General features: G+C 60.3%; 11 protein-coding genes and 2 riboswitches. Of the genes, 5 read left to right on the top strand and 6 right to left on the bottom strand.

Features of this window, described 5'->3' with window-relative positions; genetic code table 11:
* Positions 1 to 241: 241 nt before the first annotated feature.
* Both cobN and cobW read right to left on the bottom strand, forming a co-directional pair.
* A complete protein-coding gene (gene cobN / locus ACM6JQ_RS26030) occupies positions 242 to 4090 on the bottom strand; it encodes a cobaltochelatase subunit CobN (RefSeq protein ID WP_414894920.1) in 3849 nt (1282 codons plus the stop codon).
* A gap of 3 nt (positions 4091 to 4093) precedes the next feature.
* Positions 4094 to 5167, bottom strand: a complete 1074-nt coding sequence (gene cobW / locus ACM6JQ_RS26035; protein ID WP_034154301.1) for a cobalamin biosynthesis protein CobW — start codon at positions 5165 to 5167, stop codon at positions 4094 to 4096.
* A gap of 98 nt (positions 5168 to 5265) precedes the next feature.
* A riboswitch (cobalamin riboswitch) is annotated at positions 5266 to 5478 on the bottom strand.
* A 1109-nt stretch (positions 5479 to 6587) separates the two neighbouring features.
* Positions 6588 to 6810, top strand: a riboswitch (cobalamin riboswitch).
* A 123-nt stretch (positions 6811 to 6933) separates the two neighbouring features.
* Between cobW and ACM6JQ_RS26040 the strand changes: the two genes are divergently transcribed.
* The 4 genes from ACM6JQ_RS26040 (at position 6934) to cobM (ending at position 9080) form a co-directional block, all read left to right on the top strand.
* The gene (locus ACM6JQ_RS26040; protein WP_007912603.1) at positions 6934 to 7131 is read left to right on the top strand and encodes a CbtB domain-containing protein; all 198 of its coding nucleotides are present in this window, start codon (positions 6934 to 6936) and stop codon (positions 7129 to 7131) included.
* Between the two features lie 11 nt (positions 7132 to 7142).
* Positions 7143 to 7844: a CbtA family protein gene (locus tag ACM6JQ_RS26045; RefSeq protein WP_095113374.1), complete on the top strand. Its 702-nt coding sequence runs from the start codon at positions 7143 to 7145 to the stop codon at positions 7842 to 7844.
* Complete coding sequence (locus ACM6JQ_RS26050) at positions 7841 to 8254, top strand: cobalamin biosynthesis protein (RefSeq protein WP_007912596.1); 414 nt, start codon at positions 7841 to 7843, stop codon at positions 8252 to 8254. Before ACM6JQ_RS26045 ends, ACM6JQ_RS26050 begins: the two co-directional genes overlap by 4 nt.
* A gap of 79 nt (positions 8255 to 8333) precedes the next feature.
* Entirely contained in the window at positions 8334 to 9080 is a 747-nt protein-coding gene (gene cobM / locus ACM6JQ_RS26055; RefSeq protein WP_414894921.1) for a precorrin-4 C(11)-methyltransferase, read from the top strand.
* An 86-nt stretch (positions 9081 to 9166) separates the two neighbouring features.
* On the opposite strand, the gene nfuA is transcribed toward cobM, so the two are convergent.
* The 3 genes from nfuA to ACM6JQ_RS26070 form a co-directional block, all read right to left on the bottom strand.
* Positions 9167 to 9751, bottom strand: coding sequence for a Fe-S biogenesis protein NfuA (gene nfuA, locus ACM6JQ_RS26060; RefSeq protein WP_007912592.1), 585 nt, complete (start codon positions 9749 to 9751; stop codon positions 9167 to 9169).
* Positions 9752 to 9808: 57 nt separating this feature from the next.
* The gene (locus tag ACM6JQ_RS26065; protein WP_414894922.1) at positions 9809 to 10831 is read right to left on the bottom strand and encodes an acyltransferase family protein; all 1023 of its coding nucleotides are present in this window, start codon (positions 10829 to 10831) and stop codon (positions 9809 to 9811) included.
* Positions 10832 to 11009: 178 nt separating this feature from the next.
* Entirely contained in the window at positions 11010 to 13316 is a 2307-nt protein-coding gene (locus ACM6JQ_RS26070) for a fatty acid cis/trans isomerase (RefSeq protein WP_414894923.1), read from the bottom strand.
* A 155-nt stretch (positions 13317 to 13471) separates the two neighbouring features.
* Between ACM6JQ_RS26070 and metH the strand changes: the two genes are divergently transcribed.
* Positions 13472 to 17182, top strand: coding sequence for a methionine synthase (metH, locus tag ACM6JQ_RS26075; RefSeq protein WP_007912586.1), 3711 nt, complete (start codon positions 13472 to 13474; stop codon positions 17180 to 17182).
* A gap of 53 nt (positions 17183 to 17235) precedes the next feature.
* On the opposite strand, the gene ACM6JQ_RS26080 is transcribed toward metH, so the two are convergent.
* Entirely contained in the window at positions 17236 to 24474 is a 7239-nt protein-coding gene (locus ACM6JQ_RS26080) for an NEL-type E3 ubiquitin ligase domain-containing protein (protein ID WP_414894924.1), read from the bottom strand.
* Between the last annotated feature and the right edge of the window lie 11 nt (positions 24475 to 24485).

The raw sequence follows: 24485 nt of genomic DNA on the forward strand, positions 1-24485 counted from the left end.
GTACGCCGACCTGATTTATCGAGTTGAACTCAGACTCCAAGCCAACAAAAATCGGCTCCCTTTCCCCCTTCCCCCCATGTTCCCCTGGGGGAGAGGGAACTGATTGCGGTGCTCTTTCGAGTTACGCCGACCTGGATTATCGAGTCGACTTCGATTCTGAACAGCACACAAATCGGCTCCCTTTCCCCCTCGCCCCCTTGGGGGAGAGGGCTGGGGTGAGGGGGTGACTTTCCTGAGGACGCTACATATCTTCCTCAATATCCAGCAGCAGATTTTCCAGTGCTTCCTTATAAGCCCCCGGCTCCTGCCACATCCCCCGCTGTTGAGCCTCCAACATGCGCTCGGTCATGTCCCTCAGCGCATGCGGATTATGCTCGCGAACAAACTCCCGAGTCGCCGGGTCGAGCAAATAGGCATCGGCCAGCAAAGCGTACTGATGATCATCGATCAACTGTGTCGTGGCATCGAACGCGAACAGATTATCCACCGTCGCCGCCATCTCGAACGCGCCTTTATAGCCATGACGCTTGACCCCGTCGATCCATTTCGGATTGGCCGCCCGTGAGCGAATCACCCGGTTCAGTTCTTCTTTCAAGGTGCGAATCTTCGGCAGATCCGGTTGACTGTGATCGCCGTGATAACTCGCCGCCGCTTCGCCGCGCAGGGTCTCCACGGCAGCAAGCATGCCGCCCTGGAACTGGTAGTAATCATTGGAATCAAGCAGGTCGTGCTCGCGGTTGTCCTGATTTTGCAGCACCGCCTGGACCTGACTCAGGCGCTGGACGAACTGCTCGCGGGCGGCCGTACCTTCGTCGGCACCGCCATAGGCGTAAGCGCCCCAGTTCAGATAAACCTCGGCCAGATCGTCGCGGCTCTGCCACAAACGGCCATCGATCGCGCCCTGCACGCCTGCGCCGTAGGCACCGGGTTTGGCGCCGAAGATCCGCCAACCGGCCTGACGCCGTGCGGTGTCCGCATCGACGCCCGACTGCAACAGTGCCTCGCGCTCGGCCCGTACTTTGGCGGCCAATGGGTTGAGATCGTCCGGCTCGTCCAGTGCCGCTACCGCCTGCACCGCCGCATCGAACAGGCGAATCAGGTTAGCGAACGCATCGCGGAAAAATCCGGAAACCCGCAACGTGACATCGACGCGCGGGCGGTCGAGCAGACTCAGCGGCAGAATTTCGAAATCGTCAACGCGCTGACTGCCAGTGGCCCACACCGGACGCACGCCCATCAACGCCATGGCCTGGGCGATGTCGTCGCCACCGGTGCGCATGGTTGCCGTGCCCCAGACCGATAAACCGAGCTGGCGCAGGTGATCGCCGTGGTCCTGGAGATGGCGTTCGAGAATCAACGTCGCCGACTGGAATCCGATGCGCCACGCGGTGGTGGTGGGCAGGTTGCGTACGTCGACCGAGTAGAAGTTACGACCGGTGGGCAGCACGTCGAGGCGGCCACGGCTGGGTGCGCCACTCGGGCCAGCAGGGACGAAACGACCGCTGAGGGCGTCGAGCAGGCCGCGCATTTCGGCAGGGCCGCAGGCATCGAGGCGTGGGGCGACGACTTCGCGCAGATTCTCGACTATTGCACTGACTTCAGCCCAACGCGGTCCTTGTAGGAGTGAGCCTGCTCGCGATGGCGGTGTGTCAGGCAAATCCGTATCGAATGACACTCCGCTATCGCGAGCAGGCTCACTCCTACAAGGGGATTGCAGCGTCTGGGAAATCAGTTGCGTGGCAAACAGTTCGAGGCGTTCGCGGGTGTCGCCGGCGCTGCGCCAGACTTCATCGCTTTGCGATTGCAGCTCTGCGGGGCGCGGGCCGGTCCATGGATCGGCTAGCGCGCAATCGAGCGGATCGAAACCGAGTTCAAAGGCTTTGGCCAACGCGCGCAGCAGACTCGACTGCGCGCCCTTGCCGTCTCCGCGTGGAATGCGCAGCAGCGCCAGCAACGTATCAATGCGCAATCGCCCGCTCGGTGACTCGCCAAAAATGTGCAAGCCATCGCGAATCTGCGATTCCTTCAAATCACACAAATAGGTATCAAGACGCGGTAGCCAGATTGCCGCGTCGGCGTCGCTGTCCATCCCGGCGTCGAGTTGCAGCTCGCGGTCGATCTGCGTCTCGCGAACCAATTGCAGAATGTCGCGCTGCAACTCGCGAGCGCGGCGCGGATCGAGCAGTTGTGCTTCGTAATACTCGTCAGCCAGCAGTTCCAGATTGCGCAGCGGCCCGTAGGTTTCGGCGCGGGTCAGCGGCGGCATCAGGTGATCGATGATCACCGCTTGCGTGCGGCGCTTGGCCTGGGCGCCCTCACCCGGGTCGTTGACAATAAACGGATAAATGTTCGGCAGCGGCCCGAGCAACGCATCCGGCCAGCAATTCTCCGAAAGACCAACACCCTTGCCCGGCAGCCATTCGAGGTTGCCGTGTTTGCCAACGTGAATCACGCCGTGTGCACCGTAGGTGTTGCGCAGCCAGAAATAGAACGCCAGATAGCCGTGCGGTGGCACCAGATCCGGGTCGTGATAGACCGCACTCGGATCGACCTGATAACCACGCGCCGGTTGAATGCCGACGAAGGTCAGGCCGAAGCGAATGCCGGCGATCATCATGCGCCCGTCGCGGCACATCGGATCGTTTTGCGGCGCGCCCCAGCGTTCAACCACCGCCGCACGATTGGTTTCGGGCAAGGCGTTGAACATCGTCAGGTAAGCGTCCATCGCCAGGCTTTGTTGGCAGGGGCGCAGATCAATGGTGTCGAGATCGTTGCTGACGCCACCGAGCAACTGCTGGATCAACTCGGTGCCGCTGCCCGGCAATTCTGCGGTGACCGGATAGCCCTCAGCCTGCAACGCACGCAGGATGTTCAGTGCCGCTGCCGGCGTGTCGAGGCCGACGCCGTTGCCGATGCGTCCATCACGGGTTGGGTAGTTGGCGAGAATCAGCGCGATGCGTTTTTCGCCATTCGGCACCCGCGCCAGATCGATCCAGCGCCGCGCCAGTTCAGCGACAAAATCCATGCGCTCGGGTTGCGCGCGATAGCAGACCACGTCGGACTGACTGCGCTCGCTGCGCCAGGCCAGATCCTTGAAGCTGATCGGTCGGCTGATGATGCGTCCGTCGAGTTCCGGCAAGGCAATGTGCATGGCCAGATCCCGCGGCCCCAGGCCTTGCTCGCTGGCGCGCCAGCCAGGCTCGTTGTCCTGTGCGCAGATCGCCTGGATCACCGGAATATTGCGGCGAAACGGCCGCAAGTGCGGCGCTTCAGGGCTGGATTGGGCGAAGCCAGTGGTGTTCAAAATCACCCCAGTCTCGACTTCATCCAGCCAATCCTCGACCACCGTCAGGCAGCCGGGTTCTTTCAGACTGGCCACCGCGATCGGCAGCGGATTAAGCCCCGCCGCCTGCATACGCTGGCAGAAAACATCGATAAAAGCAGTGTTCGCCGCCTGCAGATGCGAGCGGTAAAACAGCACCGCCGCAACCGGGTTTTCGGGCAACCATTCGGCTTGCCAGTCACTCAGTGCGGCGGAGGTTTTATTGGGGTGGTAAATCGCCGTGCGCGGCAGGGTCTGCGGTTCTTCCCAAGGGTAATCGCGGGCGAGCCAACGGCTGGCCAGACAGCGGAAGAAGTCCAGCGCATTGCCCAAGCCGCCCTGACGCAAAAACTGCCAGAGCCGGTCGCGATCTTCGGCGTTGACAGTGCTCAAGTCGCTGAGCTCCGGATCGGGACGGTCATCGCCCGGCACCAGAATCAACTGCACGCCACGCTCGGACAACTCAACCAGACGCTCAACGCCATAACGCCAATAAGCAATGCCACCGTGCAACGAAATCAGAATCACCTTGGCGTGACGCAGCACTTCATCGACATACAGATCGACCGAGGCGTGATTCTGCACCTGCATCGGATTGGCCAGGCGCAGGCTCGGGTAATCCTCGGGCAACTGCTGCGCGGCCTCGGCGAGCAGCGCCAGGCTGGAGTCGCCGCTGCACAGGATCACCAGCTCGGCGGGGGTTTGGCCAAGGTCGGCAATGTTGTCATCCGAGACGAAACCGCCGGGCTGGGTCCTGAGCAGGTGCATGGTTTAAACGCTGAGCGCGGCGCGCAGTTGCGCTTCGAGTTGGGCGGCGTCGAGCTCCTGGCCGATCAACACCAGACGCGTCACGCGCGCTTCATCGGCGCCCCACTGACGGTCGAAATGTTTGTCGAAACGCGTACCCACACCCTGGATCAGCAGGCGCATCGGCTTGTTCGGAATGGCGGCGAAACCTTTGACCCGGAGGATGCCGTGCTTGACCACCAGTTGTGTCAGTGCGTCGAGCAGCAGGCTTTCATCGGCTTGCGGCAGTTCGATGGAGATCGAATCGAAGGCGTCGTGATCGTGATCATCGTGGTCGTCATCGCCTTCACCGTGGTGGTGATCGTGATGGCTGTGGCGGCTGTCGATGTGTTCTTCGGATCCGGCGCCGAGGCCGATCAGCACGTCCAGCGGCAGACGGCCGTTGCTGGCTTCGATGATTTTCACCGCCGGTGGTAGCTCTTCGGCGACTTCAGCGCGAACGCGAGCCAGATCTTCCGGGCTGGTCTGGTCGGCCTTGTTGAGGATGACGAGGTCGGCGCTGGCCAGTTGGTCGGCGAACAGTTCGTGCAGCGGCGATTCGTGATCGAGGTTCGGATCGAGTTTGCGCTGGGCATCGACCTGATCCGGGAACGCAGCGAAGGTGCCGGCAGCGACGGCCGGGCTGTCGACCACAGTGATCACCGCGTCAACGGTGCAGGCGCTGCGGATTTCCGGCCACTGGAAAGCTTGTACCAACGGTTTCGGCAGGGCCAGGCCCGAGGTTTCGATGAGGATGTGGTCGAGGTCGCCACGACGGGCAACCAGTTCACGCATCACCGGGAAGAATTCTTCCTGAACGGTGCAGCACAGGCAGCCGTTGGCCAGCTCGTAAACGCGGCCGGTGGCTTCTTCTTCGGTGCAACCGATGGTGCATTGCTTGAGGATTTCACCGTCAATGCCCAACTCGCCAAACTCGTTGACGATCACCGCGATACGACGGCCCTGAGCGTTGTCGAGCATGTGCCGCAGCAGCGTGGTTTTGCCCGAACCGAGGAAGCCGGTGACGATGGTGACGGGGAGTTTGGCCAGTGTTTTCATCGGTATGCCCTTTGGCAAGCGGCGGGCATACGGGACGAGAACCGGCAACGCGCGTGCGTGCCCGGAGAGTTCGCCACCGGATCACCCCGCCCGGTTGAATTGAGAATCTGTGACGAGGCAGGTCTCCTGGCTGACGGCGTTCAGGCGCTGGGCCTGGCGTTTGCTGCGCCTTCCCGCGGGCTCATCAGTTGAGCTGGCAGTGGCGTGGCAGCGAACATCACCGTTCACAGTTGCGGGGGCAGCCGCGGCATTGACCGCGTTCCCTTCTTAGCTTCGGCGTGGGCCGAAGAACCTCGAAGGCGCAAGGCTACGCATCGTCTAAGGGTGGGTCAATGGGCGTTGAGATTTGGTTTTGGGGGCATATCCGTTGCTGCGGGTGCTGCCGCTGGCGGTTTCGCTCTTACAGCGACTCACTTTTCCAGACGCCGAAAAGTAAGCAAAAGGCTTTGCCCCGGCGTACGGCACTTCGCTGAGGCTCAGTGTTCCCTCGCTACGGTGTCCATCCGGGGGCATCGCCTACGGTTTGCTTCGCTGCACCTCCTCTCGATGTGTTCGACTTCGTCGAACGGCGCTGCGCGCCTACCCCCGGATGAACACCTCTGCTCGGCCTGCCGAAGGGGCAAAAGATCAAAAGCCAAAGCCAAAGGCAAAGCCAGATCAAGAGCCCCTCACCCTAGCCCTCTCCCAAAGGGAGAGGGGACTGACCGAGTGGTTTGGTAGGGTTACGCCGACGTGAGATATCGCGTAGAACTCAGGCTTTGAAAAGCACATAAATCGGCTTCCTCTACCTCGGGAGATTGGACTGATCGAAGCGTTTTGGGGAGGTACGCCGACGTGAGATATCGCGTTGAACTCAGGCTTTGAAAAGCACATAAATCGGCTTCCTCTACCTCGGGAGATTGGACTGATCGAGGCGTTTGGGGGAGGTACGCCGACGTGCGATACCGCGTTGAACTCAGATTTTGAGAAGCCCAAAAATCGGCTCCCTCTCCTTAGGGAGAGGGCTGGGGTGAGGGGCGAATCCACCACAAATCGAAAGCCGACCACGCTGTGCTCCTAACCACTCAATAGGCCGAGTGTCAGCTCGCCTGCTTTTGATCTTGATCTTGATCCACCGGCGACGTCGGAAGGCTGAGTGGAGGGATTGATCCGGGCGTGGGAGCGCAGCGACCGTTTGGCGCAGCCAAACACAGCGGGAGTAGGTGCAGCGAAGCAAACCGGAGACGCTGCGCCCGGATCGATCCCGGAGCGAAGGAACCCCGAGCCCCAGCGAGCGGGCCGCACGTAGGAGCAAGCCTTTTTGGTTACTTTTTCGGCGTCTGGAAAAAGTGACCCGCCGTAAGGGCGGAACCCTAATCAGCAACACCCGCAGCAACGGATCCACCCCAAAAAATTGACCAAAACCCCACCCCCATGCTCTCCTACACAACTTGTTACGGGTGCCCTTCACAGGGTGAAACGGGAAACCGGTGAATCATGTGCTTTACTCAAGCCCATGTCAGTCCGGTGCTGCCCCCGCAACGGTAAGCGAGCGAAGCGTCAAAACCACTGTGTCAGCAAGGCATGGGAAGGTGGCGCTTGCAGGTCGGCCTGACGCCAACCCCTCGTGAGCCCGGAGACCGGCCCGCAACACACAGCCCGCATTTTGTGCGTCGCTGAACATAACAAACCCGCGGTGGGCGGGCGCTGTTCGAACCTCTGCGAGCCCGACCCGCAGGGGTTTTCATGCGCTCGATTCACCCACTGACACTCCAGAGGGAAGCGCCATGTCGATCATCAGCAGCACCGGCAGCAACACGGACAAAATCGTCAGCACCACCACCCTGAGCCAACGCCTGAGCGCTGCGATCTTCGCGTCGATCCTCGGCGCCAGCCTGGTCTACTTCGCCGGTTTCTCGCACATCGAGGCGGTGCACAACGCCGCTCACGATACCCGTCACAGCGCCGCGTTCCCGTGCCACTGAGACCTGCCGACATGATCAAGCGTATTGCGCAAACCGCAGGTTTCACCGGCCTGCTGGCCGCCCTGCTCCTCACTCTGCTGCAAAGCTTCTGGGTTTCACCGCTGATTATTCAGGCTGAAACCTACGAGAAAGCCGAGCCGGTGGCTGTTCATGAACACGCCGAAGGCGCCATGGCCGGCCACACCCACGATGCAGAAGCCTGGGAGCCGGAAGACGGCTGGCAGCGCGTGGTATCGACCACAGGCGGCAATCTGGTGGTGGCTGTCGGTTTCGCCCTGATGCTCGCGGGCCTCTACACCCTGCGCGCGCCGACCAAAACCTCGCAAGGCCTGCTCTGGGGTCTGGCCGGTTACGCGACCTTCGTCCTCGCGCCAACCCTGGGCCTGCCGCCCGAGTTGCCGGGCACCGCTGCCGCTGATCTGGCCTCACGACAAATGTGGTGGATCGGCACGGCCGCTTCGACCGCTGTCGGCCTGTCGCTGATCGTGTTCAGCCGCCACTGGCTGATGAAGATCCTTGGTGTGGCCATCCTCGCCGTGCCGCACGTGATCGGCGCGCCGCAGCCGCAAGTGCATTCGATGCTCGCGCCGGAAGCACTGGAAGCCCAGTTCAAAATCGCTTCGCAGCTAACCAACGTAGTGTTCTGGCTGGCCCTGGGCCTGATCAGCGCCTGGTTGTTCCGCCGCAAAAGCGATGGTCAATACCACGTATGACCGATGACAGCGCAGTGCCGACCTTCGTGATCGGCCTGGGCTGCCAGCGCGGCTGCCCGGCCAGCACGCTGCGCGCATTGCTTGACCAAGCCTTACAGGCACACCGAATCGAGCTGCAAGCGGTCAAGGCGTTGGCCAGCATCGACTTGAAGCGCGACGAGCCAGGGCTGCAAGAACTTGCCGCGCAACTGGCCCTGCCCTTGCTGTACTTCAGCAGCGAGGAATTGGCCACTTATCAGCAACGACTCAGTCACCATTCGCAAATCGCCTTCGAACGCACCGGTTGCTACGGCGTCGCCGAAAGTGCGGCACTGGCCCTCGCCGAACAGTTGATTCAGGCACCGGCAAAACTGCTGATTTCCCGGCAGAAATACGCCCAGGCCACGTTGGCATTGGCCGGCGCGGCGTAAAATCCCGATAATCCCCGCCATTGATCATGAGCAATCTTCATCTGAAGCGTTGTTGCACCTCTTTTCCAAGGATTTAACGATGACTGTCTACTTCATCGGCGCCGGCCCCGGCGACCCGGAATTGATCACCGTCAAAGGCCAGCGGCTGATCCGCAGTTGCCCGGTGATTATCTATGCAGGTTCGTTGGTGCCGGCAGCGGTGCTCGACGGCCATCAAGCCGAGACGGTGGTCAACAGCGCTGAGCTGCACCTCGAACAGATCATCGAACTGATCAAAACCGCGCATGCCAACGGCCAGGATGTGGCGCGGGTGCATTCCGGCGATCCGAGTCTGTATGGCGCGATTGGTGAGCAGATTCGTTATCTGCGTGAGCTGGATATTCCGTTTGAGATCATTCCCGGGGTGACCGCGACCGCTGCGTGTGCGGCGTTGCTTGGCGCGGAACTGACACTGCCGGACGTGTCGCAGAGCGTGATTCTGACCCGCTACGCCGATAAAACCGCCATGCCGGCCGGTGAGGAATTGGGCAGCCTGGCGCAGCACGGCGCAACCATGGCGATTCATCTGGGGGTCAACCATCTGCAGAAGATTCTGGCGGAGCTGTTGCCTCATTACGGCGCAGACTGCCCGATTGCGGTGATCCACCGGGCGACGTGGCCGGATCAGGATTGGGTGGTGGGGACGCTGGCGGATATTGCCGGGAAGGTTGAGGCCAAAGGGTTTCGGCGTACGGCGTTGATTCTGGTGGGACGCGTGTTGGGCAGTGAGGTTTTTAGCGAGTCATCGTTGTATCGCGCCGGGCATGCTCACCTCTATCGCCCATGAAGCCTGCTCGCGAATGCATTCCTGAATGTCACCCATAAAAAAACGGCGCTCACGGGGCGCCGTTTTTCATGTCCGCAGCGAACACCTTAGTAGTAGGCGTTTTCTTTCTGCGTGTGGTCGGTCACGTCGCGAACGCCCTTGAGCTCCGGGATGCGCTCGAGCAAGGTGCGCTCGATGCCTTCCTTCAAGGTCACGTCCGCCTGGCCGCAGCCCTGGCAACCGCCACCGAACTGCAGAACGGCGATGCCGTCTTCAACCACATCGATCAGGCTGACCTGACCGCCGTGGCTGGCAAGCCCCGGGTTGATTTCGGTTTGCAGGTAGTAATTGATGCGCTCGTTGACCGGGCTGTCAGCGTTGACCATCGGTACTTTGGCGTTTGGCGCCTTGATGGTCAGTTGACCGCCCATGCGGTCGGTGGCGTAGTCGACCACGGCGTCATCGAGAAACGCTTCGCTGAAGTGATCGATATACGCGGTGAAGCTTTTCAGCCCCAGCGCGGTGTCTTCAGGTTTTTCTTCGCCCGGCTTGCAGTAGGCAATGCAGGTTTCGGCGTACTGGGTGCCAGGCTGGGTGATGAAGACGCGGATGCCGATGCCCGGGGTGTTCTGCTTGGAGAGCAGATCAGCCAGGTAATCGTGGGCGGCGTCGGTAATGGTAATAGCGGTCATGGAAACTCCTCGCAGGCTTGGGCGCAGTTTACGCCAATCGTTGCGCCGGACAAAGTCCTAGTATTTTTGTCGGGAAAGATTCTCGTCAGGCTCTTCGTCTATTCGCGCCTTGAGCCAGCGATAGCTGCGTTTTTCCACCCACTCGTAGCTCAACCAGGAGCCGACACCGATGGCCAGCGCGCAGACGACAAACATCAAATACGGGTTGACGCCGTAGCGCCGGGCCAGAAAACCGCCTGCCGACAGTACCAGAACGTGCATCAGGTACACCGAATACGAGCAATCACCGAGCAGTTTGAGTACCCGACTGCGCTCGACATAACGCTCAAGTGAGATACACGCCATCACCAGCACGGCGCTCGGCACACCCCAGTTCAGCAACCTCGGCGCCGGCGGCAACTGATAGATCGTCAGCAATACCGCCAAGATTGCCGCCAGCGGCAGCCACAGTCCCGCACCGATCCAGCCCCGGCGATAAAGCATGCCGATGCCAATCCCCAGCAGGAATTCATAGACGATGTCCGAACGATAGAACTCGCTGATCCAGCCAAACCCGGTCCAGGTCTGACACACGGCGAACAACAGCGCCGCGACCACCAACAGACGCACCTGCAAGCGAAACAACAGCGCCCAGGCAAACAGCACGTAGAAAAGGATTTCGTAATTCAACGTCCAGCCGACATTGAGCGTCGGGTAGATGCCGTAACCGCCGGGGTTCTCGGTAGGAATGAACAGCAACGACAACAGCAGATGGCCCCAGTCCACCGTTTGATCCGGCAATATGGGCTGGGCAAACACCACCAGCAGCGCCATCAGCAGCGTGTAGAGCCAATACGCCGGGACGATGCGAAACAGCCGGTACAAGAGAAACCGCGCCGGCGGCAGCGGTTTGTTTTCGGTCGAGAGGAAAATCACCAGGCCGCTGATGACAAAGAAAATATCGACGCCCACCGCTCCTTTATCGATGAACAGTTGCCCGATCGGTCCGCGTGCCTTGAAGTCGAAGAAAATCTGCATGAAGTGATGGCAGACCACCGTCCACGCGGCCAGCGCACGCAGGGCTTGCACTGAAATCAACATCACCTGCTCCCGATCACACCCTCAAATTCACCTCAATCCCTGTAGGAGCTGCGGCACGCTGCGATCTTTCGATCTTGATTTTGAAAGATCAAAAGATCGCAGCCTCGTTTCACTCGACAGCTCCTACAGGGTTTTGCGGTGTTGCTTGAAGTTGGGACAGCAGGACGCTCTCAAACGATCAAAGATTCTCGTAGCGGTTCATGTCCAGCACACCCTCTTCCACCGGATCGGTTTCGTGGATGTACTGACTCAAATCGTGGAAATAGAACCAGAATTGCGGATGACTGCGCCGAATCCCCCAACGTTCGACGATTTTCTCGAAGCGGTTGGCATCTTTGGCGTTTTCCATGGCATCGACAAATTCCGCCACTTGGTCGGCAGGAATGTTGAACATGAAGTTCGGATAACTGCTGAGCACGCCCGGATAAATCGTGATCGTGTCCAGCCCAGGCTGATAGCGCAGCGACTCACCAAGCAGGAACGCCACGTTGCTGTGCGCACGGTTGCGCAGCAGGCTGTAGACCTCGCGCTTGCCGTTGGCCGTTTCTATGCGCAGCATGGTCGCTTCCGGCAACTGGTCGATCACCTTCAAGCCGGCCGCCGGGCGCGACGTCAGGCGACTCAGCGCCTGCTCGGCATTTTGCAGCGCCGGGTCAATATTCGGCCGTGAGCAGTAAGCGCCGTCGCAACGGTTGATCGGATCGGGCCGCGCGTTGAGGTCGCCGTAACGCGCCAGCAATTGCATGGCGAAGTCGTATTTCGGATCCTTTTCATCGAGCTTCAGCGCCGTCGGCTTGTCGTCATCGATCGCCTCATAATCGAGCCACATCTTGAACTGGCCGCTGCTCTGGTACCAATCGTCGAGGTAATCCTCGCGGGAATCGGCGGGCATCAGGCGCAGGAAGTTCTGCTCGGCGCCATTACGGATCAGGTCGAAATACAGACGGGTTTGCGCCTGATGCGAAACGTTGCCGAACACGTCGAAGTTGACTGCCAACTGGTAATAGGTGCGCTCGAGCAAGGGATAGTCGAACAGCCACATTGTCTGCGGCACCTCGCCAATCAGGCCTTTGGTCACCGAAGCGCTGTCGAAGTGGCGGAAAATGCTCAGCAGCGCGTTGTCGTTACCGGCCCACAGGGTCGACCAGCTCGGCGCGGGCAGATCGGCGTAGCTGTCGCGGCGCAGCGCTTCGTACTCATTACGTTTGTTGCGGTAGTTGTGCCACAAGCTCAAAACGCTGCCGACATCGTCGTTCTGCCCGGGCATGGCCAACAACGGCGTGGCCTGGCCGCGATAGTTCGGGTCGGTGATATAGAGGTCGTGTTCCGGCGCCTGGAACAGCGCCCAGAAGTTGTCGCGGATCACGTCGGTCGCGATCTGTCCCCGGCACACCGGCCCGCGAATAAAGGTGCGGACGAAGTATTCGGCGTTATCGAGCATAAATTGATATCGCGCCTGGGCCGGAATCGCTTCGAACGTCGCGAATGGATTGGCACGGCTCTGCGGGCCGTAACCGGGCAAGGCATTGACCTGCCAGTTGCCGCTGTAGAACAGGCTTTTCACCCGCGCCATCTTCGCCGCGCTCAGCGGATAGGTGATGTGGGTTTTATGCACAATCACGCCCTGCACCGGCCACAAGCGGTAATACACCTGAGTACCCGGATCGTCGTTGGGACGACGGGTGGCGATCAGGTCGATCGGCTGACCGCTCGGCGTGCGCGAACGCACCCACTGGAAGTAATGCCCCGGCTCGCCGTCCTTGAAATAAATGTGCGCGAGGTACCAGTGCTCGTACAACCAGCGGCCGACCAGACTTTGCCGTGCCCCCGGCATGTTGAGCAGGTTTTCCCACTGGACGATTTGCAGCGCCTCTTTCGCGCTCGGCGCCAGGCCTTGTTCGTCAATCGGCGCTCCGGATGCCAGCCAACGCTGCAACGTCTGATATTGCTGATCGGTCAACCCGGTCACCGCCAGCGGCATGCCTTCTTTCGGGTGAGCGCCGGCGTAACCTTCAAACTCGGCGGGCAGCGCGCACATATTCTGGCGGTTCAGGCCCAGCACGATCTCTTGCGGGAGTTTGGCGTTCGGTGTCAGCGGCGTCTTGTGCCCGAGTTCGAGCATGCGCGCCATCAGTGCAGCCTGGCTGCCTTGGGCGTCGAGCACCGAATAGAAATCTTTCTGCTGCCAGGCGTGCTTGCCGAAGGCGTCGTAATACAGTCGGGTGGTCGGCGCCGCGACAGTGCGCTCGCCGTCATAGACCGGCATTTTGCTCGCACCACGGGCCGCGCCTTCGCCGCTGCCCAGATTCAACTGGCAAGCGGAGTCGTAGCACGCATGACAGGCTACGCACTTCTCGGTGAAGATTGGCTGGATGTCGCGGACGTAAGAAATCGAAGGAGAAATGGCCGGTGCAGTCGCTGGCTCTTGCGCCACGGCGCCCCAGCTGAGAAACAGCAACACTAAACCAATGACGCGGTAAGACATGCTGCTGATCCCGATTGTTAAAAAAACGCCGCGATTCTACATTATGACGCTCGTACCAACATGAGCGATATTCATGCAAAAGCCCCGCATGCTCTAAAACCGCACAGGTTTGCTATGATCCCGCTCCTTCGTAATGGTCTTTCCGAGTAGTCCAAATGTCCGATCGCAGCGTCCGCCTTCAAGCTCTCAAGCAAGCTCTCAAAGAGCGCATCCTGATACTCGATGGCGGCATGGGCACGATGATCCAGAGCTACAAGCTCGAAGAGCAGGATTATCGCGGCAAACGCTTCGCGGATTGGCCGAGTGACGTCAAGGGCAACAACGACCTGCTGGTGATCACCCGTCCGGACGTGATCGGCGGCATCGAGAAAGCCTACCTGGATGCCGGTGCCGACATCCTCGAAACCAACACTTTCAACGCCACGCGCATTTCCATGGCCGACTACGGCATGGAAGAACTGGCCTACGAATTAAACGTAGAAGGCGCACGTCTGGCGCGCAAGATTGCCGACGCCAAGACCGCCGAGAACCCGGCCAAGCCACGTTTCGTCGCTGGCGTGCTCGGTCCTACGAGTCGCACCTGTTCCCTGTCGCCGGACGTCAACAACCCCGGCTATCGCAACGTCACCTTCGATGAGCTGGTGGAAAACTACACCGAAGCCACCAAAGGTCTGATCGAGGGCGGCGCCGACCTGATCCTGATCGAAACCATTTTCGACACCCTCAACGCCAAAGCGGCGATCTTCGCCGTGCAAGGTGTGTTCGAAGAGCTGCACATCGAACTGCCGATCATGATTTCCGGGACCATCACCGACGCCTCCGGCCGTACCCTCTCGGGCCAGACCACCGAAGCGTTCTGGAACTCGGTGGCGCACGCCAAGCCGATTTCTGTAGGTCTGAACTGCGCGCTCGGCGCCAGTGAACTGCGTCCGTACCTGGAAGAGCTATCGAACAAGGCCAGCACTCATGTGTCCGCGCACCCGAACGCCGGCCTGCCGAACGAATTCGGCGAGTACGACGAACTGCCGTCGGAAACCGCCAAAGTCATCGAAGAATTCGCCCAGAGCGGCTTCCTCAACATCGTCGGCGGCTGCTGCGGCACCACGCCGGGGCACATTGAAGCCATTGCCAAAGCCGTCGCCGGTTATGCGCCGCGGCAGATTCCGGACATTCCGAAGGCCTGCCGCCTGTCGGGTCTGGAACCGTTCACCATCGATCGCAGTTCGTTGTTCGTCAACGTCGGCGAACGTACCAACATCACCGGTTCCGCCAAGTTCGCCCGCCTGATCCGTGAAGACAACTACACCGAAGCGCTTGAAGTCGCCTTGCAACAGGTCGAGGCCGGCGCGCAGGTGATCGACATCAACATGGACGAAGGCATGCTCGATTCGAAGAAGGCCATGGTGACCTTCCTCAATCTGATCGCCGGTGAACCGGACATCTCGCGCGTGCCGATCATGATCGACTCGTCGAAATGGGAAGTCATCGAAGCCGGCCTCAAGTGCATTCAGGGCAAGGGCATCGTCAACTCGATCAGCATGAAAGAAGGCGTCGAGCAGTTCATCCACCACGCCAAACTGTGCAAGCGCTACGGCGCGGCAGTGGTGGTGATGGCGTTCGACGAAGCCGGCCAGGCCGACACCGAAGCGCGCAAAAAAGAAATCTGCAAACGCTCCTACGACATTCTGGTCAACGAAGTCGGCTTCCCGCCGGAAGACATCATCTTCGACCCGAACATCTTCGCCGTCGCCACTGGCATCGAAGAACACAACAACTACGCGGTGGACTTCATCAACGCCTGCGCCTACATCCGCGACGAACTGCCGTACGCGCTGACGTCGGGCGGCGTGTCCAACGTGTCGTTCTCGTTCCGGGGCAACAACCCGGTGCGTGAGGCGATCCACTCGGTGTTCCTGCTGTATGCGATCCGCGCAGGCCTGACCATGGGCATCGTCAACGCCGGGCAGCTGGAGATCTACGATCAGATCCCGCAGGAACTGCGCGACGCTGTGGAAGACGTGATCCTCAACCGCACGCCGGAAGGCACCGACGCCCTCCTCGCCATCGCCGACAAGTACAAGGGCGACGGCAGCGTCAAGGAAGCCGAAACCGAAGAGTGGCGCAACTGGGACGTCAACAAGCGTCTGGAACATGCGCTGGTCAAAGGCATCACCACGCACATCGTTGAAGACACCGAAGAGTCGCGTCAGTCGTTCGCGCGTCCGATCGAAGTGATCGAAGGTCCGCTGATGTCGGGCATGAACATCGTCGGTGACCTGTTCGGCGCAGGCAAAATGTTCCTCCCGCAGGTGGTGAAATCCGCCCGGGTGATGAAGCAGGCTGTGGCGCACTTGATCCCGTTCATCGAACTGGAAAAAGGCGACAAGCCGGAAGCCAAGGGCAAGATCCTCATGGCGACGGTGAAGGGCGACGTGCACGACATCGGCAAGAACATTGTCGGCGTGGTACTCGGTTGCAACGGCTATGACATCGTCGACCTCGGCGTAATGGTGCCGGCGGAGAAGATTCTGCAGGTCGCCAAAGAACAGAAGTGCGACATCATCGGCCTCTCCGGCCTGATCACGCCGTCGCTGGACGAAATGGTTCACGTTGCCCGTGAGATGCAGCGTCAGGATTTCCATCTGCCGCTGATGATCGGTGGCGCGACCACTTCCAAAGCGCACACCGCGGTGAAGATCGAACCGAAGTACAGCAACGATGCCGTGGTTTACGTGACCGACGCTTCCCGCGCGGTCGGCGTAGCGACGCAGTTGCTGTCGAAAGAATTGAAGGCCGGTTTCGTCGAGAAAACCCGTCTGGAATACGTCGATGTACGCGAACGCACCTCGAACCGCAGTGCCCGTACCGAGCGCTTGAGCTACGCCGCGGCCATCGCCAAGAAGCCGCAGTTCGACTGGGCAACTTATGAGCCGGTCAAACCGACCTTCACCGGCAGCAAGGTGCTGGACAACATCGACCTCAAAGTCCTCGCTGAATACATCGACTGGACGCCGTTCTTTATCTCTTGGGATCTGGCCGGCAAGTTCCCGCGCATCCTTGAAGACGAAGTGGTCGGTGAGGCCGCCACCGCGCTGTACAAGGACGCGCAGGAAATGCTCGCCAAGCTGATCGACGAGAAGCTGATCAGCGCCCGTGCGGTGTTCGGTTTCTGGCCGGCCAATCAGGTGCATGACGACGACATCGAACTGTACGGCGATGACGGCAAGCCATTGGCCAAGCTGCATCACCTGCGCCAGCAGATCATCAAGACCGACGGCAAGCCGAACTTCTCGCTGGCCGACTTCGTAGCGCCGAAGGACAGCGAAGTGACCGACTACGTCGGCGGTTTCATCACCACCGCCGGCATCGGCGCCGAGGAAGTGGCCAAGGCTTATCAGGACGCTGGCGACGATTACAACTCGATCATGGTCAAAGCGCTGGCCGACCGTTTGGCCGAAGCCTGCGCCGAATGGCTGCACCAGCAAGTGCGTAAAGAGCACTGGGGTTACGCCAAGGACGAAGTGCTCGATAACGACGCGCTGATCAAAGAGCAATACAGCGGCATCCGCCCTGCTCCGGGTTACCCGGCCTGCCCGGATCACACCGAGAAAGCCGCGCTGTTCGCCTTGCTCGATCCGCAAGCCGAAGAAATGCGCGCCGGCCGCAGCGGCGTGTTCCTCACCGAACACTACGCGATGTTCCCGGCGGCTGCGGTCAGCGGCTGGTACTTCGCCCACCCGCAAGCGCAGTACTTTGCCGTGGGCAAGGTCGACAAGGATCAGGTGCAGAGCTACACCTCGCGTAAAGGTCAGGAGTTGAGCGTGACCGAGCGCTGGCTGGCGCCGAATCTGGGTTACGACAACTGAGACCGGTCAAGGGCCCGGGATTTCTCTAATCCCGAGCCCGGTCAATCACTCAGTCAAGAACGCCACGAGGGCCCGGGCTTGGCTGAAAGCGTGCCTGGGCGCTCCGACTCATCGGCCAGACTCCGAAGATCGTTGATCTCTCGACGGGTCAGTTCGACTACTTTCTGTACGCGCAGGGCATCAATTGTCCTGCTCAGCTCAGCCAATTCCAGGTTGTAGTGTTCTTTGTCGATTTCACCGTTTGACTGGCGATCCTCAAGCTCGCTGAGCGATTGGTGACGCTGCTCGGCCACCGCGCGGTCGATCGCATTCATTTCCTGGGGATAACGCTCGTGCAGATATTCGTTCCAGTAGTCGCGCGATGCCATGCTCACCAACAGTGCATCGGTGCGCTCCGCCTCCAGAATCGATGCCCGCGATTGCGCCAGCATTTGGTCGCTGATCGGCGTGCCGTATAGCATGTACGCCGGTTGCCCGGGCAAATCCACGCCGTCCCCCCAACCGCTGGTCAGGCTGATCCGATAACGCAGACGTATTTCGGCGCGATCATGCCCCTGCCCTGCGGCCTCGGCCAGGGTCTCGACCCTTTCCAGACGAAACAACTGCCGTGACAACCTCAACAAGGCCCGCCCTCGGAGCATCAGTCGATTCGGTGGAATTTCGCGCAAGGCGCGATACACCGCCACCCGCACTTCCATTTCGCTGAACGTCAGAGTTCGTCCATCAGGACAGGTGCCATGGGACTCAGCGCTTTGGAACAGCAACTCCCGAAGCTCGGTGTTTTCGCTTGCGGCGTCCATGACATCCCACACCCTGCGCGTCAGATCGGCCTGCACAAGCCTGTAGTCGCGGGTATCGCGCAACAGTCGGATCAACTGGAAAAAGCGCTCGTGGCCTGGCTCTTGCGCCAATCGCGCCCAGACACCCCTTCTCACTTCAGCCAATTGCGGTGAAGCCCCCTCGAGCCAGGGATTCAATGCCCTTGGCGCAATGTCGTTGGCCGGGTCAAAGATGTTTTCGGCTGGCAACACGGCCGCATGGGGGTCATGCCCCGCGACGGCGCCATCTTCGCCTTCCACCACGCCACTGTTTCCGGCAATGGGCTGCTCGGCGAGTGGGCTGACGTCGGCGCCAAACAGCTGAGCGTGAATCATCCCGTCAATCTGCCCGCGTGAAATGCCCAGGACATGAGAAGAGGCATTCACGCGACTGAAGTATCTGAGCTGCTGTAACGCAGAAAGTGACAGGTCATCGTTGCCGGACAAATCGGTGCCTGCTACCAGGCGCGAGTGATTGCCATCGAAAAGCGTCTCGGGAAGGTGCGCGATGTTGTTGCTGCGCAGATCCAGCCGGCGCAGGTATCGAGCCTGCAAGACGCCAGCGGGCCAATCGTTCAACGCGTTGTAGCGCAGATCCAGCGTTTCGAGGACGCCGAAGCCGGGCGGGTTGAAGGCTTGCAGAATGTTGTAGCCCAGATCCAGTCTGCGCAGACGGTTATGGCTCAGCAACGGGTAAACACTGGCGCCGCTCGAGAGGTTGCAGTGTTGCATTTCCAGTTGTTCCAGTTCGCGCATGCGGCGCACCGCGCCTGGAAGATTCGCGAGGTCATTGCCACTGATGATCAATGTGTTCAGATCAGCAAAGGCATTCAGAAAGCCATCGGACCCGTGCTCGCTGATTCCCACACCGCGCAGGTTCAGCGTCGTCACCCCTGCAAGCGGCGCATCCAGAGAGGGTAGATCGCCGGTCTGCAGTCCTTGCAACCTAAGCTCCATGGCTTCGCCAGCGACGCCCGGCGTCAGCCCCTCGAGCCAGGCTTCACAGATGCGCAAAGCCGCGAACGAGCGATTTTGCGCAGTGATGTGGCGCCTGCCAGTGCGCACCTCGCGGGTATACAGCCAGTCATTCAACTGGCGAATCAAGCCTTCACTGGCTTGCTGCCATTGGCTGATTTGCGCGTCTATCTGCACATCGCTGCGTCCCGCTTCACGCAGCTTGCGCAATAGCAGCCGGGCGCGTTCGGGCGTCATGCTCGGGGTCAGGCGCCGCAGGTGCGCCAGCCTCCCCGCCTTGTCCGCAATCACGGCGCCGCGCTCGGGCACGGGTAACAACAGGTCAGTCAGAGACCAGCCCGTTTCCGTCGGTGGAAACTGTGCAGGCACCGGCTCCTCGGCGAACCGTGTCAATGCGCCCTGCCCAAGCCCTTTGGCCTGTTCGATGCGGCGTAAAGCAGTACTCAGGGCGGTCTCGCCTTCAGCACTGAAGACATTGCCCGTCAGATTGGCTTTTATCAATGCATCGGGATGCGCCAGTGCTTGAGGCGAAAGCGACGCTATCTCGTTGTCACGCAAGTCGAGCCAGGACAGCTGCGGCAGACTTTCGGCGCCGGTTGGCCAGGATTGCAGCTTCGTCGAGCGAAGGTTCAACGCCTGCAACCCGATCATCGCCCTGACATCCAGAGTGTTTAACGGGTTATGCCCCAGATTCAGTACCTCGATGCGCGGCAAATCATTGAATTGCGCTTGCACTGGCGGTGTGACGAGCAGGTTGTTATTGGACAAGTCGAGTTCGGTCAAGGCCGGTAGCTCACTGGCGGTAAACGGCAGTTCGGTGAACGCATTGCCACTGACATCCAGTATTTCAGCACCGCTGAAACCTCTGATAAACCCGCGGGCCTGTTCGACGGGAACGTCGAGCAACCCCAGGCGCAACGTAGAAACGTGGGGAAAACTGCCCGCCGGCAATGACGGCAGCGTGAGGATCTTCTCGGCCGATGTCAGTCCTCCAAGGCTCGGCCCTGACTCAGGCAGGGCAAATGTGGAAAGGTCTGCCCTCACGCCGTAACGCTGACGAAGCGCGCCATTCCAGCTGCTCTTGAGCGCCCTTAAAACGCCGGCGCTGCGTCCGGTCGCCCATTGCCAGCGAAGTGCCGGGTTGCGCAGCCCGCCCTGCTGGGACGGGGCGTAGAACTGCGCAAAGATTTCATCGTGTTCGACCCTGAGCTGGTCAATCGCCAGCAGTCTCGCTTCGGGCGTTGTCCAGACCTCATTGAATCTCTGCGGCAGAGGATCGCTGAAGTTCGGCATCACGGCCATGAAGTCCAGCTCTGCGCGGCAATACTCGCTCACCATTTGTTCCAGATCGACCAGATGGCCGAAGGGGCCTGAATAGTTTTTGACGTATTCAAAAGCGCGCCTGAACGCCGCCCGACTCAGTTTCGACCAGTCCAGCGAGAGTCCGGCCCAAAGCCTTTCGTGCCCGCTGTAGAGAGCATCGGGCAGTGTGTCGATCGAGGTACGTGTCAAATCCAGACGCTCAAGCTGTTCCAGCCGCTCGACGTAAGCCGGCCACTGTCGCAATGCGTAGGGGGCGTTGACTCGCAAAGCACGCAAACCACTCAGCGGTGAAAGATCCAGCGCGTGCAGGGTTGTCGAGTCGAATCCTGAATAGTCGATGCGCAACGTCTGCAAAGACGTCAACGCACTGAGCCTGTGCGTAAAACTCTCCGCCAATTCCGGCGCATGGGTTGAAAACCGCAGGTGGGTCAGCCCGGACAACCGAGTGACCGCCTCGGGCAATGAGGTGAGTGGTTGAGGCCTGGCGGGCAGTTGACCATAGCTGGGGCCCAGATCCCCCAGGGTCAGCCGGGTGACATTGGGGAACAACGCGATGAAGGCGTCGGCATTGGCATCCGTGATGCCGCTGCCTGTCACCGAAAGTTCGCGCACATGGGGAAAACGCGTGGTGATCACCGGCAGCGGCGTCTCACACACCAGCGACAGACGCGCCGCTTCGGCTGAGTGCTCCGCGAGCGGGCCATTGCGCCAAGCCTCCCTGAGCGCTTGAGAGAATGACCACTGGTGTTGTCCAGCCTGACTGCCAGTCGGGCCGGCCTGCCATTGATCCAGTGTGGCGTTGAGCGCCTCCCACTCACGCCGACGCGTGCCCAGTTCAGTGAAGATTTGCCTGTCGGTCCGGCCGCGCTGCTGGCGCAGAAATGCCTCGGCCTGTTGCGGACTCGGATAAAGCTCCGTCACGCTCGCTGCGACGGAGGAATGCAGGCTGGCGCCACGCCCGCTTGCGTAGTAGCCCTTGAGTGTTGCGCTCACCCGTGTCGGAGGCTTGAACCCTTTGAGTGGCGGCGCCAGCAATTGTGCGGCTTCACGGCGGTGGATATGCGCGTATTCGATGATTTTGCGTTGCAGTTCATGGCTGTCACTGACCTGCGGCAGACCGATCGCCGCACGTGCGTCATCCGGCAGCGCATACATGATCGAGTTGTAGAAGTTGTCGCCCGCCCCGGAAACGTGGTTAAGCAATTCACCGCGCTCATTGAAGGTGAGAAAAAATGCTCCGTTCTTGACCAGGTATCTTTTATCCGGCGCGGTTGTTTCACCGAGACTGTCGAGCAGTGCTCCGGTGGTGCTGCCTTCACGGAGTTCCAGACGCAGGGTCGACGGCCAGCCTGGCAATTGCCGCAAGGCGTGCAAGGCCAATCGTCGGCTGTCCGCCGTTGCAAGGTTGGCACTGCGCAAACCGATAAAGGCGCGGGTCTGGCGTCCTTGACGGGCATGCCAGCGAGCCTCTTCGAGCATTTTCAAAGGCGAGCGCCCCGTCGTATCCATACGCGCCAGCTGTGCTGCAGTGGCATGATCCAGCACATCCTGCGCGGCTGCTTCGCTCAAACCTGGACACTCGCGCTGCAGCAGGCTGACACGCGCATCGAGCGGTTCAGTGCCGTCGTAGAGGCTGGCAAAAATCGCAGGCTGGCGTGTATTGGCAAAACCGGCGAGTTGCTTGCGCAATGCGTCTGCTCTGGCGGAATGGAGTCGCGCCGCATCCCTGCCAAGCAGATAGGTAATCTCGTTTTCGTCCAGCGCCGCCAGAATCCGCGCTGGCATTTCGCCGTTCAACACCTGCGCACGACTGAGCTGGATAACCGGTCGGGGCACGACCCATGGCGGTTGTTTTGCCGCGCCATAGCGGATGGACGGCCCGGACAATCCCGCCGCTTCAAAAACTTCCAGCGCCCGACCGAGTGGCCAGCGCGGCATTTCGGTGACCAGGGTAAGTGCATACAGATAGCGATCATCGATCCGCGCTGCCCCGCTCAACTGTTCGATGACCTGCCCTGCCGACGCATCCGCTTTGAACAAACGCATGGCGTCGAGCCATTCCGGCGGCGGTGGCAAATGATCCAGGTGCATCTTGCGCAAGGTGTTGTCGCTGACACCGCTGATCTGCGCCAGCATCAACAACGCCTCATCCGAAAGGCCCTCGGTCACCTGCCCCATGCGCCGCAGCAGTGTCAGCGTGTCCCAGGACATCGGGCGTTCCAGCGTGTGGCGCCAGGCACCCCGGCCGTTGTGCCCAAGGACGGGCTGGTAAGCGTTGGGTTCAGTGGGGTGCCTGAGGCGCCATTGCGACGAAGAGGGATCGAAAAACTGTTCGTAGAACTTGTCACCCTGACGGATGTAGGTTTTACCGTCGATAGCGTGTTGCCCCAGGTCATTCGGCCCGGTCGAATCACTCAGCGTGACAGGATGTTCATAGCCGCTCAGATCGGATTTCCACAAACGTGTTTCACCGTTGGGCAATGTCACCGGGTGCAGATCTTCGATCACCGGCTCAGGCTTGACGGCAGCCAGTCGATTGAACCCCGCGCCCGCGCCAGCCATCACAGCGATCAGCGCAAGGTTTTCTGCCACATCCACCAGGTGCGCCTTGGCGGCGTGCTTGTCGCCCTCGCTCCACACTTTTACGCCTTCGAAGGTTTCGTATAACAGTTGTCCGGCCATGATCACCATCATGACCTCGCCCAACACCGGGACGAACATCGACACCATGTTCAGCCCCAGCAACCCGACCTGCAGCAAGGCCGCCAGTTTGGCGTCGCGCGCCTTGATGTTGACGTCAGCGGTCGGAACCGCATGACTGCGCGCGTCGGCCAATACCCTGTCGCGATGCTGGTCATAGAGATATGTCCACAAATCCGCGTTCTCGGCCCAATGACCATCGCCTTCGTGACGCAAAAGTGAGGCGCCCAGGTAAGGATCAGGATCGGGCTGCATTTCCGTATGCTTGGGTGGCAGCTCCTGGATCGCGATAAACGGGTAAGCCGGGGTAATGACCTCGATGATCCTGCGCCACGGCGACCAAAGCAGATCAGTTGATGCATCGTCAGCCTCCTGTACGAACTGGCTGAAGTAATAGGGGCGCTTGGCATAAGGCAAAAACTGGCTGAAAAACCGCTGATAGGGTGTCGGCTCGGCACTCTGTGCCTGTTGTGCATCGCGAGTGGTAAACAGGCGCTTGAACGTTTCGTCGGCTTGCTGGCCGGAGTAGCGCTTCAGCGGATGCTCGGGATCATTGGGCACATAGAGAATCGTTGCATCGAACGACCGGCGCTTTTCAGCGATCGTGAAGGCGACGCAGCCCACCAGCCTTTCCCCCATCAGGCCCAAGTCATGAAACCAGACGGGTTTGCCTCCCACCCTTGGATGTTTTTCACCATCGACGACGGAAAGAATCATGGCGTGATCTTCTGGCTGAATATCCCCGGCCAACAACGCGCGTTCGGCCGCCGCCCTCAGGGCGGCCTTTTGACTGGCAATGAAATGCTCGCGCAACAGCGTTTCTGCCGCAGTGTCCGCCGGGTGGAAAAAAGCCTTGAGATACGCCTGGTATTTCGCCCCGATGTCCAGGTCGCGGCACAGGCTCAGAAATCCTCTGACCGAGACGTTAACGGGCACTGGCGTGTAAATGCCGGGAGTAGTGGTCTCTACGATGAAACCGGAACTGCGGTGAAAGGCACCGTACTTGCACTCCTGACTTTCGAAGTTGTGCAGAGCCGCCTGCAGCAGCGGCAACTTCAAGACCTCGAAAGAACCGATTTCCGCTTGAAAGATCCCCATGACCAAAGGACGCTTGAGGCATAACAAGGTCTTATCGACGTCGACATCCACCTGATGGCGACTTTTCAACGCTTCAAGCAGTAAAGGCCGGGCAAACGCGTCGATGTCTTTGAAGCTGGACAGGGTGTTGTCCAATTGCACCTGCGCCGTGACACTGCTCTTGAAACTGGCATCCAGAATCTGGCGTTGTTGAGATGACGCGCGCGCGTACCAGTCTGGCATCACCGTCCCCGCGCGCTTGATCGCCGTCCTTCTCGGCTCGCTGGCATCGATCAGCCATTGCGGTACTGCGGCTTCCAGGAACTGCGCGTGAAAACTGTCCGAGGCTTGAGGTCTGGCTGGCCCGTTGTCTTGGGCAGTAAGGGAATTGGGGGACATACATCGCTCCT

Source organism: Pseudomonas sp. IT-232MI5 (assembly GCF_949767845.1).
Taxonomy (GTDB): Bacteria; Pseudomonadota; Gammaproteobacteria; order Pseudomonadales; family Pseudomonadaceae; genus Aquipseudomonas.